This window comes from Thiocapsa rosea, assembly GCF_003634315.1.
In the GTDB taxonomy this organism is placed as follows: domain Bacteria; phylum Pseudomonadota; class Gammaproteobacteria; order Chromatiales; family Chromatiaceae; genus Thiocapsa; species Thiocapsa rosea.
This window is the reverse complement of the sequence record NZ_RBXL01000001.1, coordinates 939,514-952,050: the sequence shown is the minus strand read 5'-3', so window position 1 is coordinate 952,050 and position 12,537 is coordinate 939,514. Positions and strand designations below refer to the sequence as shown.

Here is a 12,537-nt window from a genome sequence, read left to right as displayed (position 1 = left end):
TCACCCACTTGAAAAAGAATCGACCTGCTGCGAGCATCGCTGGCGATGATCCGAACGGGAGTGGTCGCAGCATGAACGAGTTTCCGGGTTACGGCGCAGCGCACGAGGAGACGATGCGGATGTTCTCGCGCACCTTGGACGAGGACCATCGCCGCCGCTACGCGGCGATCGAGGCGCTGAAGATCGGTTTCGGCGGCATCACCTATGTGGCGCGTGTGCTGGGGATGAGTCGACGCACGCTCTACACCGGGATTCGCGAGTTGGAGCAGTTGCGCGAAGACGACCCGGACCATCCGCGGCGCCCGAGCGGCGATGCCAAGCGGGTGCGCCGCCCGGGCGGGGGCCGTCCGCCGATCACCGAACGCAAACCGCAGCTGGAATCGACGCTGCACGAGGTGCTCGAGGTCCATAGCGCCGGCAGTCCGACCGACGAGCGGGTGCGCTGGACCGATCTCAAACCGCTGCAGTTGGCCCATCGCCTGCTTGAGCACGGGTTCGAGATCAGTCGCAATACGGCCGCCGCGTTGCTGGATCGGGCCGGCTTTCGTCGCCGCGCCCTGCGCAAGGAGTTGATCACCGGCGTGGTCGACCCGAAGGCGCGCGACGAGCAGTTCCGCCACATCGCCGCGCTGCGCCGTCTGGCGCGTCGGCGCGGGATTCCGGTGTTCAGTATCGACACCAAGAAGAAGGAGTTGCTCGGCACCCTGCATCGGCCGGGACAGTCCTACAGCACCGCACCGCAAACGGTCTTCGATCACGACTTTCGCCACCTCGCCGACGGCGTGCTGGTGCCGCATGGCGTCTACGACGTGCGCGCCAACGTCGGCTTCATCACGCTCGGGACCTCGCGCGAGACCAGCGCCTTCGTCTGCGACGCCATCGCCTTGGCCTGGACGGTGCTGTTCCGGGCGATGTATCCCAACGCGACCGAACTGCTGTTGCTGTTGGACTGCGGCGGGGCCAATGCCGCGCGCTCGCTGCGCTTCAAGGAGGACCTGATCGACCTGGCCCGGCGCTTGGGCGTGCGTCTGCGCATCGCCCACTATCCGCCCTATACCTCCAAGTGGAACCCCATCGAGCACCGCCTGTTCAGCCAGGTCGAGCGCTCCTGGCGCGGGGTCATGCTCGACAGCCCGGAGACGGCTCTGCGCACCGTCGAGCAGACACGCACCCAAACGGGGTTGAACGTGACCGCGCGGATCCTCGATGCAACTTACGAGATCGGGCGCACGTGCTCCGACACGTTCCGCGACGTCAAGGATCGGTTCATTCGCCATGACTGCGTGAACGGACAATGGAACTACCTTGTCGATCCGAATGGGTTCGCTTATTAAAATGTTTAACTTGTTTTTGAACGGTTACTTAGAATCGTGCCAAGTCGATCACTTTGTTTCCGAAGCCGGCGGCGATATCAGGCGAGTGCGTTGCAACGATAAACTGGCAACGCCCGGCAAGCTGCGTCAGTGAACCCAGTAACTTCTCCTGCCATGATACATGAAGTGAAAGCTCGGGCTCGTCCGCTACATAAACCACTGGCGATTTTTCAGACAGTAACGCCTGTGTAAGTAGAATCAATATCTGCTTTTCGCCGGAAGATAGATGGCGCCATTCAATCGGACCCCGTTGCGCTTTGTTTGGGGAAATAACCAATTCTCCACGATCAGAGACGTCGACTGATTTCTCTCTTAGGAAGGAGTTTACAATCCTTTCGTATGAGTGAAGCGGAGAGAATAGCTTCTCACGCTTAGTCTCCAATTCCTGAGCGAACGTCACGATCGATCGCGTGCGACTTATCAGCGGGATAATGATCAACGTTTCCATGTCGATTTCGGTTGGGCTTGACGTAAACTTTGACAGAGCCCTTTTTGCGGCAGCAAAATGATCGTTAATCCTTTCCTCCATATTCCTGTCTACCAACCCTACATCGCGGAACGCTTGAAGGAGCGCCTGCTTGTCCCCCTCGGATGGCGCAATCGATTGCTGTGGTTTCAGCAGCAGTCTATCATGTTGCTTATCATAGAGAATGTTTTCCAGTGCGTGACGCTGGAATTCTTTTCTTAACTCTGAAAGCTCTGTATTTAGCGATAGACGATATTGTTGCAACGAATCCACTAAGCCCGCAAGGCATTCATCAACGGACTCTAGTGGCTTCCTATGCAAGCGCTTTCGCGCCACCTCTTCTTCTTCTGCAATGGGAAGTCTTCGACTAACCGGAAGCCAAACCGCGGGGACTAACTCCCGAAGACTTTTTTGTAGACGACGTAGGTCGCCTTTAATCCCAAAATGGCGGCGCGCCATTTCAAGTGGAATATCGGCGAAACTTGGGTCGTCGCCAAACTGCTGAAAGGGAGCGAGTGGGACGTTAAAGGGCTGTCTATCAATATGAATCGTGAGATCTTGTTCTGATTGTGTAAGCCGCACTTCACGTCGCTCATTTCCTTCGAATGCCTTTAGCCCTAAGACCACTTCAGAGAACTGCGTGCGGCATAGGCGCGGGAAATTTGCGGTGAGGGTATCGTATAGAATATTAATCAGGGTCGTTTTCCCCGAGGCATTTGGCCCAATGATCACGTTTACGTCTTCATGAAGTAATATGGGGTAGTTCTTGTAACCCCAGAGTCCTGTAACGTCGAAACTTCTGATGAAGTAGGTGTTCATAGTTTATGTTCGCACGTTGCAAGTTCCCCACTCAGCAGTTGCGGCAGCAAGGTGTCGCGTAACGTGACGAGGGTTCGGGATAGGAACAGGGTGCCATTCGGGACAGACCACGGTTTTCGAGAACTGGCGTCGATCAGAAACCTCATCGCGCCAAGCTCTTCAGCGCGTAACGGTGTCTCATCAAATCAGCAGCGAATCGCAGACAAGCATCGATATCGGCTGGCTCCAGCGATGGATACTGGTTCAGGATTTCCTCCCGTGTCTCTCCGGCGCTGAGGAAACCCAGGATCGTCTCGACGGTGATCCGCAGTCCCCTGATGGTCGGATGTCCGTTGCAGAGGTCAGGATTGACGGTGATACGGCCGTCCAGGTACGAGAGGGGGCGTGATGCTGTCTGACACTGCGTTCATTGAGTCTGGCTCCAGGTGTTGTGTCGCCATCAGCGACTCGGTCGATGTCGAACCGCCGGAGATGCAACTCTCATTCGGCTTCGCCTCTGGCCGTTTCAGACCATAGGTTACTTCGATTCGCCGATCGGCTCCTGCCGAAATTCGAGCATCGCTCGTTCACCAAGCCCATGATGTGCGGCCTCCCGTCGGAACGGTCCGCAGGGTGCGGCGAGGAACGACCCGCACCCTGTACATCCGGCGCGGCTTGCTAGCTCACCGCGCCCGGTGTGTGGCGCAACGGCCGCAATCACGATCCGTCCACTCACCACCCCCGCTCCAACAACGGCCCCAAAAACCGCCCGGTATGCGACCGCGCGTTCGCGGCAATCTGCTCGGGCGTCCCGACCGCGATGATCTCGCCGCCCCGGTGCCCGCCCTCCGGCCCCAAGTCGATGATCCAATCCGCCGTTTTGATGACATCCAGGTTGTGCTCGATCACGACTACGGTGTTGCCCTGGTCGCGGAAGCGGTGCAGCACATCGAGCAGGTGCTTGACGTCGTGGAAGTGCAGGCCGGTGGTGGGCTCGTCGAGGATATAGAGCGTCCGGCCGGTGTCGCGCTTGCTGAGCTCGCGGCTGAGCTTGACGCGTTGGGCCTCGCCGCCGGAGAGCGTGGTGGCGCTCTGGCCGAGGCGGACATAGGCGAGGCCGACATCCATCAGGGTCTGGAGCTTGCGTTTGATGAGCTGGACGGGCGAGAAGAAGTCGAGCGCGTCCTCGATGGTGAGGTTCAGCACCTCGTCGATGGTCTTGCCCTTGTAGCGGATCTCGAGCGTTTCGCGGTTGTAGCGCCGGCCCTTGCAGGTGTCGCACTGGACATAGATGTCGGGCAGGAAGTGCATCTCGACCCGAATGAGTCCGTCCCCTTTGCACGCCTCGCAGCGTCCGCCCTTGACGTTGAAGCTGAAGCGGCCGGGTCCATAGCCGCGCGAGCGCGCCTCGGGGACGGCGGCGAAGAGGTCGCGCACCAGGTTGAAGAGCCCGGTGTAGGTGGCGGGGTTGGAGCGCGGGGTCCGACCGATGGGACTCTGGTCGATGTCGACGACCTTGTCGAAGTAGTCGAGCCCTTCGATGGCGGTATGGGGTGCCGGCTGGAGGCTGGAGCCGTTGAGATGACGTGCGGCGACGGGGAAGAGCGTGTCGTTGATCAGGGTGGACTTGCCCGAGCCCGAGACGCCGGTGATGCAGACGAAGCTCCCAACCGGGATCTCGGCATCGACGGCGCGCAGGTTGTTGCCCCGTGCACCCAGGATACGCAGTTGGCGGTCCGGATCGTTGGCCGTGCGCTGTGTCGGGATGGCGACGCGCAGGTCACCGCAGAGGTAGCGCCCGGTCAGGGATCGGGGTGCGGCCGTGATCTGCTCCGCGGTCCCTTGGGCGACGATCTCGCCGCCGTGCACGCCGGCGCCCGGTCCCAGGTCGACGACCAGATCGGCGCAGCGGATCGCCTCCTCGTCGTGCTCGACGACGATGACGGTGTTGCCGATGTCGCGCAGGTGGGTCAGGGTCTTGAGCAGGCGGGCATTGTCGCGCTGGTGCAGCCCGATCGATGGCTCGTCCAGGATGTACATGACGCCGACCAGCCCGGCGCCGATCTGGCTGGCGAGCCGGATGCGTTGGGCCTCGCCGCCGGAGAGCGTCTCGGCGCTGCGGTCGAGGGTCAGATAGTCGAGGCCGACGTCGACCAGGAAGCGCAGCCGGGTGGCGATCTCCTTGATGACCCGAGCGCCGATCTCGCCGCGCTTGCCGGGGAGCTCCAGCGCCTCGAAGAAGGTCAGGGAGTCGCCGACCGGCATGGCGGCGACGGCGGGCAGGTTGTAAGTCTCCAGAAAGACATGACGGGCCGCTTCGTTCAGGCGCGAGCCGCCGCAGGTGGGGCAGGGTTGGTACGAGAGATAACGCGCGAGCTCCTCGCGGACTGCGCTGGAGTCGGTCTCTTTGTAGCGCCGCTCCATGTTGCGGATGATGCCCTCGAAGGGACGCACCTTGGCCGCACCCCGTTCGTGCGGCAACTTGAGCTTGATCTTCTCCTTGCCGGTGCCGAAGAGGATCAGCTCCTGAGTCGGGGTGTCGAGTTGGTTCCATGGCGTCTCGACATCGAACCCATAGTGCTCGCCCAGACCACGGATCACCTGAAAGTAAAAGGAGTTGCGCCGATCCCAGCCGCGCACCGCGCCGGCCGCCAGGCTCATCTCCGGATGGAGAACGACCTTTGCGGGGTCGAAGAACTGCTCCATCCCGAGCCCGTCGCAGGTGGGGCAGGCGCCGACCGGGTTGTTGAAGGAGAAGATCCGGGGTTCGAGCTCCGGGATGCTGTAGCCGCAGACCGGGCAGGCGAAGGACGCCGAGAAGGTGATCATGGGCCGCTCGGGCTCGTCGATCGCGGCGACGCGGACGATGCCGCCCGAGAGCTTGAGCGCGGTCTCGAAGGACTCGGCCAGTCGCAGGGCGAGATCGGGACGCACCCGGAAGCGGTCCACCACCACCTCGATGTCGTGCTTCTTCTTGATGTCCAGCTCGGGCGGGTCGTCGAGCTCGTAGAGATCGCCGTCGATGCGGGCGCGCACGAAGCCTTGCGCATGCAGCTCGCCGATCAGCCGCTGGTACTCGCCCTTGCGCGCCGAGACTACGGGTGCGAGCAGCATCAGCCGATCGCCCTCCGGTAGGGCCATGACTTGATCCACCATCTGACTGATCGTCTGGGCCTCCAGCGGCTCGTCGTGCGCCGGGCAGCGCGGCTGGCCGACGCGTGCGAAGAGCAGGCGCAGATAGTCGTAGATCTCGGTGATGGTGCCGACGGTGGAGCGCGGATTGTGCGAGGTCGTCTTCTGCTCGATCGAGATGGCCGGGGAGAGCCCCTCGATATGGTCCAGGTCCGGCTTCTCCATGACCGACAGGAATTGCCGGGCATAGGACGAGAGCGACTCGACATAGCGGCGCTGGCCCTCGGCATAGATGGTGTCGAAGGCGAGCGATGACTTGCCCGAGCCCGACAGACCGGTGAAGACGATCAGCCGTTGGCGGGGCAGGTCGAGATCAATGCTTTTGAGGTTATGGGTGCGTGCGCCGCGGATGCGGATTGTGTCCATGGGGCTGGGAGACCTGCGGCGGGTGGGCGGCCAATTCCCGATTATTCCTTAAAGATCGCTCGACCGTCTCCATCCGCCGCCGCGGATCGGGCGGTCTGCGGCGGATGGTGCCGGGGCGGCGACCAAGGCTGGCCCCCGGTGTCGGGGAAGATGCGACGGCAGGTATGGCCGCCGTGTCATCGGCGGCTACACGCAGCGCTCAATGCTCGTCGTGAAGCTCCAATCGCCGCTCCAAACGTTCCAGGCGGCGTTTGATGTCGTCGACGTCCGATTTGCTGCCGTAGACCGCTGCCGTGAGTCCTGCGAGCTGTTGCCCCATCGCCGAGAGCTGGAGACTGTTGGCGGTCACCTCGCGTTTGATGTCTGCGATGTCCGCTCGGATCGCGCGAAGATGCTCGAGGACGAGATTTTCGATGTCTGCCGTCATTCGGTGTTTCTCCGCGGAATTCGTTTTGAGAAGACTGGTCTGCGGGAGGATCCCTGTCAATCGCGATCGGGCACGATCGCCGACAAGCCCTTATACTCGCGTCTTCCCCGAATCGACGTCGCAGGCCACCGTCCTTGACCCCGTCTCATCAACCCCTTGTCGCCTTCACCGGGCTGGAGAAGCGCGCTGCGGCCGGTCTGGCCGCGATCTTCTCCACGCGCATGCTGGGCCTCTTTATGGTCCTGCCGGTTTTTGCACTCTATGCACACGACCTGGAGGGCGCTACGCCCTTGCTGGTCGGACTGGCGATCGGCGCCTACGGCTTGACGCAGGCGCTGTTTCAGATCCCGCTCGGGCTGCTGTCGGATCGGATCGGCCGCAAACCCGTGATCTACGGGGGGCTGGTGTTGTTCGCGATCGGCAGCGTCGTCGCGGCCCTTGCCGATCAGATCGAGCTGGTCATCCTGGGGCGCGTGATTCAGGGCAGCGGTGCCATCGCGGCGGCGACCATTGCGCTCACCGCCGATCTGACCCGCGATGCGGTGCGCACGCGCGCCATGGCGGCGATCGGGATCAGCGTCGCCCTGTCGTTTGCCGCGGCGCTTGTGGTCGGACCGCCCTTGGCGCGCTGGCTCGGGATCTCGGGCATCTTTTGGCTGACCGCGTTTCTGGCGATCGCCGGCATGTTGGTGCTGGCCTATGTCGTGCCCGAGCCCGAACGCTCCAGCGTCCATCGCGAGGCCCAGCCGGTGATGGATCAGTTCGCGGGCGTGCTGGGTAACCCCACGTTGCTGCGCCTGGATCTGGGCATCTTCCTGCTGCACCTCACCATGGTGAGCATGTTCGTAGTGCTGCCGCTGTCGATCGAATCGGCCGGCCTGGCGGCCGTGGATCATTGGCTGCTCTATCTGCCGGTTGTCCTGCTCGCGATCGTGATCATGGTCCCCTTCATCATCATGGCCGAGCGCGGCGGCAAGGTGAAGGCCGTGCTGATCGGTGCGGTCACGGCGATGTGTGCGTCGATGGTGGGCTTCTACCTGTTCAATCAGTCGATTTGGGTCGTCGGGTTCCTGCTGCTGGTGATGTTCACCGTCTTCAACCTGATGGAGGCCATCCTGCCGTCGCTGGTCTCGAAGGCCGCGCGTGCCGGTGCGCGCGGGACGGCGATGGGGGTCTTCTCCAGCTCGCAGTTCATCGGTGCTTTTTTGGGCGGACTGCTCGGCGGTTTGGCACATCAGAGCTTCGGGGCGGACGCCGTCTATCTGGTCGGGGCCGCGACCTCGCTGGTGTGGATCGGTCTGGCGGCCACGATGGCGATGCCGGCGAATCTGACGGCCCATGTCCTCTCGCTCGGCGATCGACCGGGCGACGAGGGTTTGGGTCTCGAGGCGCGTCTGCTGGCCATCCCGGGTGTGGAGGACGCCGTCGTCGCGCTCGACGAGGGTGTCGCCTACCTAAAGGTGGACAGTGGCCGACTGGATTGGGCAACATTGCAGACATTTTCGGCCAGAGCCTGAGGACAAACGCCCGGGTCGGCCGCGTGTTTTTTGGCGAGACAACAATCGCCCGCGTATGGCGCGGAGCGGGAGGACTGCATGGCAGGCGTCAACAAGGTAATTCTCATCGGCAACCTCGGGGCTGATCCGGAGGTGCGTTACATGCCGAGCGGCGATGCGGTGGCGAATATCCGCATCGCAACAAGCGAGACCTGGAAGGATAAGAACACGGGCGAGAGACAGGAGCGCACCGAGTGGCACAACGTCGTGTTCTTCGGCAAGATCGCCGAGATCGTCAAGCAGTATCTGCACAAGGGGTCGAAGATCTATGTCGAAGGCAAGCTGCGCACTAAAAAATGGCAGGGTCAGGACGGACAAGATCGCTACACGACCGAGATCATAGTCGACATCAACGGGACCATGCAGATGCTCGACAGCCGTTCGGGCGGCGGTGGTATGGGGTCATCGGTGCCCTTCGACGACGCGCCCGCCCATCAGTCCTCGCGCGGCGGGCGGCCGCAGTCCTCAAGTCCGGCGCCGTCGTCGGGAGGCAGTAGCCCCGGAGGCAGCAGCCAAGGTGCGGCGGATTTCGACGACGACATCCCGTTTTAAACCGCGTCCAGAGCGAGATGCTGATTTTGAGTGAGCTCGACCTTTTGTGCATCGACGGCCCTTGGCGGGGACGCGGTTTAGAATAATCAATTTTTTAAATTCTTAAACCGCGCCGGCTCCAACGGTCGTTAAGTCTGCCGGGGCCGATCCCGTCCAAAAACATCGCATGCCGCGCGGGGCGCGGTTTAAGCCTTCCACCACCAGCGTCAAGGAGCATCGCGAGTGCTGACCCTTCTCGTCACCGGCGGGGCCGGATTCATCGGCGGCAACTTTGTCCACCACATCATCGAGACGACCGATGCGCGGGTGGTCAACCTCGACCTCCTGACCTACGCCGGCAATCTGGACACACTCGCCGATCTGAAGGACAACCCGCGTCACGTCTTCGTGCAGGGCGACATCGCCGATCCTGCGCTGGTCGCCCGGCTCCTTGCCGAGTACGAGGTCGACGCGGTCGTGAACTTTGCGGCCGAGAGCCATGTCGACCGCTCGATCGACGGCCCGGCGCAGTTCGTCCAGACCAACGTGGTCGGCACCTTCAACCTGCTGGACTGCTCCCGTGCCCATTGGGCCAAGCGCAGCGGCGCGGCCAAGGATGCCTTTCGCTTCCTGCATGTCTCGACCGACGAGGTCTATGGCTCGCTCGGGCCGACGGGCCTCTTTACCGAGTCGACTCCGTACGCGCCCAACTCGCCCTATTCCGCGTCCAAGGCCGCGTCCGACCATCTGGTGCGCGCCTGGTTTCACACCTACGGCCTGCCGGTGTTGACGACCAACTGCTCGAACAACTACGGGCCTTACCAGTTCCCGGAGAAGTTGATCCCCTTGATGATCCTGAAGGCCCAGCGCGGCGAGTCCTTGCCCATCTACGGCGACGGCGGGAACGTGCGCGACTGGTTGTACGTCATCGATCACTGCCGGGCGATCCTGCGCGTTCTCGAGGCCGGCAGACCCGGCGAGGTCTACAACGTCGGCGGCAACAGCGAGAAGACCAATCTCGAGGTCGTCGATACGCTCTGCGCCCTGCTCGACGAGCGCCTGCCCGATTCGCCCTATCGGCCGCACGTGGATCTGAAGACCTTCGTCAAAGACCGTCCCGGACACGATCGGCGCTACGCGATCGATGCCGGCAAGCTTAAACGCGAGCTGGGTTGGGAGCCGGCGGAGACCTTTGAATCCGGAATGCGACGCACGGTCGACTGGTTCTTGGACAACCCGGATTGGTGTCGGCGCGTCACCGACGGAAGCTATCTCGGCGAGCGTCTCGGCGGCGCCGGTTGAGGGATCGGATCATGAATCGAAAAGGCATCATCCTGGCCGGGGGCTCCGGCACGCGTCTCTACCCGCTGACGCGGGCGATCAGCAAGCAACTGCTGCCGATCTACGATAAACCGATGATCTATTACCCGCTCTCGACCCTGATGTTGGCGGGGATTCGCGAGATTCTGATCATCTCCACGCCGCATGATCTGCCGATGTTCCGATCCCTGCTCGGGGACGGATCTCAATGGGGGCTGCATCTCGAGTATGCCGAGCAGCCCCATCCGGGCGGGCTCGCGCAAGCCTTCCTGATCGGCAAGGACTTCGTCGGGACATCGCCCTCCTGTCTGATCTTGGGAGACAACATCTTCTACGGTCACGGCTTGGTCGATCAGCTGCGGGCCGCGGGTGCGCGCGAGCGCGGCGCCACCGTCTTCGGTTACTACGTCTCGGATCCGGAGCGCTACGGCGTGGCCGAGTTCGATGCGAGTGGGCATGTCCTGAGTCTCGAAGAGAAACCGAGCACGCCCAAGTCCAACTGGGCGGTGACCGGTATCTATTTCTACGACAATCAGGTCTGCGGGCTCGCCGAGGGTCTGCGCCCGTCGCCGCGCGGCGAGCTGGAGATCACGGATCTCAACATCCGCTATCTCGAGCAAGGCGAGCTTCACGTGACCCGCATCGGCCGCGGAACGGCCTGGCTCGATACCGGCACGCACGAGTCGCTGATGCAGGCCGGGCAGTTCATCGAGACGATCGAGCGTCGCCAAGGTCTCAAGATCTGCTGTCCGGAAGAGGTGGCCTACTTCAACGGCTGGATCGACGACGATCAGCTCCGCGCGATGGGCGAGGAGCTGAAGAAGAGCGGCTACGGCGAGTATCTGCTGAGTCTGCTGAGGCGGGGTGACGTATGAAGGTTATCGAAACGGCGATCCCGGGTGTCCTGATCCTCGAGCCAAAGGTGTTCGGCGACGAGCGCGGTTTCTTCATGGAGACCTACCGGACCAATCGCTATGCCGAGCTGGGCATCCCCGCACCCTTTGTTCAAGACAATCTGTCCTACTCGCGCCGGGGTGTCCTGCGCGGCCTGCACGTCCAGCACCCGCATGCCCAAGGTAAGTTGGTGCAGGTGATGGACGGCGAGGTCTTCGATGTCGCGGTCGATATCCGTCGCGGCTCGCCGACCTTCGGGCGTTGGGTGGGTGCCACGCTGTCGGGAGAGAATCGGCGCCAGTTCTGGATCCCGCCGGGGTTTGCACACGGCTTTCTGGTCACCGGCGACTCGGCCCTCTTCATCTACAAGAACACGGACTATTACAGTCCCGAGACCGAGCTCAGTCTGCGTTGGGACGACCCCGAGATCGGCATCGACTGGCAGCTGGAGGGGATGCCCGAGCTCTCTGCAAAGGATGCTGCCGCGGCCTTTTTGAGCGAGATCCCACCCGAACGCCTTCCCGAATACGAGGCCAGCCTATGACCACCAAGCGTACGGCCACCGAACGGCCCCGTATCCTCCTGATCGGCGCCAACGGGCAAGTCGGTTGGGAGTTGCGGCGCACACTCGCGACACTCGGGGATGTGATCCCGGCCTCCCTCGAAGGGGAATACGGACCGACGATCGATCTGCTGGATCCGGCATCTTTGGCGAGGCTTGTCCAGGACACCGCTCCGGACGCTGTTGTCAACGCCGCCGCCTATACCGCCGTGGACAAGGCCGAGACGGACCGCGATATCGCGCGGCGGATCAATGCCGATGCGGTCGGCGAGCTGGGCGCCATGCTGGCCGGGCGCGGGACGCCGATCATCCATTACTCGACCGACTTCGTGTTCTCCGGCAACCTGGATCGGCCCTACCGGGAAGACGACGCACCGGGTCCGCTCAATGTCTATGGCGAGACCAAGCTCGCCGGCGAGCAGGCGTTGCTGAGCTCCGGCGCCCGTGCCCTGATCTTTCGCACCAGCTGGGTCTATGGCATCCGCGGTGCCAATTTCCTGCTGACGATGCTGCGTCTGCTCAAAGAGCGCGATGAGCTGCGGATCGTCGACGACCAGATCGGCTCGCCGACCTGGAGCCGCATGTTGGCCTCGGCGACGGCACTGGTGCTCTACAGGGTCTTGCGCGGCGACCTGGATCTGGAGAAGGTCGGCGGGCTCTATCATCTGACCGGCTCGGGTCAGGTCAGCTGGTACGGGTTCGCGAGCGCGATCCTGGAGGACGCCGGCCTGGACGCGAGTCTGATCCCGATTCCCTCGTCTGAATATCCGGCGCCGGCGCGCCGCCCGCTCTACTCGGTCCTGGACAACGGCCTCTTCCAAGAGACCTTCGGGCTGGCGATGCCCGACTGGCGGTTGTCGTTAAAGCAGTGTCTGGACGAGAAGGCTTAAACCGCGCCCGGAGTGATATGCGATGTTTTTGGATGGGATCGGCCCCGGCAGACGTCACGACCGTTGGAGTTGGCGCGGTTTAAAATTTTGAAAAATATAAAAATTTAAACCGCGTCTCGTTGAGATCGAGGATATCTCCGAAGCCAAAGGCAACATTAAGGC

11 protein-coding genes are annotated in these 12,537 nt (G+C 62.4%); 7 read left to right on the top strand and 4 right to left on the bottom strand.

Going from position 1 to position 12,537, the window contains the following annotated elements; genetic code table 11:
• Nucleotides 1-71: 71 nt before the first annotated feature.
• Nucleotides 72-1,334, top strand: coding sequence for an ISAzo13 family transposase (locus BDD21_RS04280; protein WP_120796086.1), 1,263 nt, complete (start codon nucleotides 72-74; stop codon nucleotides 1,332-1,334).
• Nucleotides 1,335-1,362: 28 nt separating this feature from the next.
• Here BDD21_RS04280 and BDD21_RS04275 read toward each other — a convergent pair whose 3' ends face one another.
• From BDD21_RS04275 to BDD21_RS04260, 4 genes are all read right to left on the bottom strand, one after another.
• The gene (locus BDD21_RS04275) at nucleotides 1,363-2,658 is read right to left on the bottom strand and encodes an AAA family ATPase (RefSeq protein WP_120796085.1); all 1,296 of its coding nucleotides are present in this window, start codon (nucleotides 2,656-2,658) and stop codon (nucleotides 1,363-1,365) included.
• 142 nt (nucleotides 2,659-2,800) lie between these two features.
• Complete coding sequence (locus BDD21_RS04270; protein ID WP_425470277.1) at nucleotides 2,801-3,016, bottom strand: DUF433 domain-containing protein; 216 nt, start codon at nucleotides 3,014-3,016, stop codon at nucleotides 2,801-2,803.
• A gap of 353 nt (nucleotides 3,017-3,369) precedes the next feature.
• Complete coding sequence (gene uvrA / locus BDD21_RS04265; protein WP_120796084.1) at nucleotides 3,370-6,195, bottom strand: excinuclease ABC subunit UvrA; 2,826 nt, start codon at nucleotides 6,193-6,195, stop codon at nucleotides 3,370-3,372.
• 199 nt (nucleotides 6,196-6,394) lie between these two features.
• Nucleotides 6,395-6,622: a hypothetical protein gene (locus tag BDD21_RS04260; RefSeq protein WP_120796083.1), complete on the bottom strand. Its 228-nt coding sequence runs from the start codon at nucleotides 6,620-6,622 to the stop codon at nucleotides 6,395-6,397.
• A 134-nt stretch (nucleotides 6,623-6,756) separates the two neighbouring features.
• Between BDD21_RS04260 and BDD21_RS04255 the strand changes: the two genes are divergently transcribed.
• From BDD21_RS04255 to rfbD, 6 genes are all read left to right on the top strand, one after another.
• A complete protein-coding gene (locus BDD21_RS04255) occupies nucleotides 6,757-8,139 on the top strand; it encodes an MFS transporter (RefSeq protein ID WP_120796082.1) in 1,383 nt (460 codons plus the stop codon).
• Between the two features lie 78 nt (nucleotides 8,140-8,217).
• Complete coding sequence (ssb, locus tag BDD21_RS04250; RefSeq protein ID WP_120796081.1) at nucleotides 8,218-8,730, top strand: single-stranded DNA-binding protein; 513 nt, start codon at nucleotides 8,218-8,220, stop codon at nucleotides 8,728-8,730.
• 222 nt (nucleotides 8,731-8,952) lie between these two features.
• Nucleotides 8,953-10,011 (top strand): dTDP-glucose 4,6-dehydratase, encoded by a 1,059-nt coding sequence (gene rfbB, locus BDD21_RS04245; protein WP_120796080.1) that lies wholly within the window; start codon nucleotides 8,953-8,955, stop codon nucleotides 10,009-10,011.
• An 11-nt stretch (nucleotides 10,012-10,022) separates the two neighbouring features.
• Nucleotides 10,023-10,904 carry a glucose-1-phosphate thymidylyltransferase RfbA gene (rfbA, locus tag BDD21_RS04240; RefSeq protein WP_120796079.1) on the top strand — a complete coding sequence of 294 codons (882 nt, stop codon included), beginning with the start codon at nucleotides 10,023-10,025 and terminating at the stop codon, nucleotides 10,902-10,904.
• Complete coding sequence (gene rfbC / locus BDD21_RS04235; RefSeq protein WP_120796078.1) at nucleotides 10,901-11,467, top strand: dTDP-4-dehydrorhamnose 3,5-epimerase; 567 nt, start codon at nucleotides 10,901-10,903, stop codon at nucleotides 11,465-11,467. The genes rfbA and rfbC overlap by 4 nt, the downstream gene beginning before the upstream one ends.
• Complete coding sequence (gene rfbD, locus BDD21_RS04230; RefSeq protein ID WP_120796077.1) at nucleotides 11,464-12,375, top strand: dTDP-4-dehydrorhamnose reductase; 912 nt, start codon at nucleotides 11,464-11,466, stop codon at nucleotides 12,373-12,375. Before rfbC ends, rfbD begins: the two co-directional genes overlap by 4 nt.
• Nucleotides 12,376-12,537 lie beyond the last annotated feature (162 nt).

What these genes read in the sequence shown, in the direction of transcription:
- BDD21_RS04280 (WP_120796086.1), top strand. Translation starts at nt 72, where the DNA reads ATGAACGAGTTTCCGGGTTACGGCGCAGCGCACGAGGAGACGATGCGG.
- BDD21_RS04275 (WP_120796085.1), bottom strand. Translation starts at nt 2,658, where the DNA reads ATGAACACCTACTTCATCAGAAGTTTCGACGTTACAGGACTCTGGGGT.
- uvrA (WP_120796084.1), bottom strand. Translation starts at nt 6,195, where the DNA reads ATGGACACAATCCGCATCCGCGGCGCACGCACCCATAACCTCAAAAGC.
- BDD21_RS04260 (WP_120796083.1), bottom strand. Translation starts at nt 6,622, where the DNA reads ATGACGGCAGACATCGAAAATCTCGTCCTCGAGCATCTTCGCGCGATC.
- ssb (WP_120796081.1), top strand. Translation starts at nt 8,218, where the DNA reads ATGGCAGGCGTCAACAAGGTAATTCTCATCGGCAACCTCGGGGCTGAT.
- rfbA (WP_120796079.1), top strand. Translation starts at nt 10,023, where the DNA reads ATGAATCGAAAAGGCATCATCCTGGCCGGGGGCTCCGGCACGCGTCTC.
- rfbC (WP_120796078.1), top strand. Translation starts at nt 10,901, where the DNA reads ATGAAGGTTATCGAAACGGCGATCCCGGGTGTCCTGATCCTCGAGCCA.
- rfbD (WP_120796077.1), top strand. Translation starts at nt 11,464, where the DNA reads ATGACCACCAAGCGTACGGCCACCGAACGGCCCCGTATCCTCCTGATC.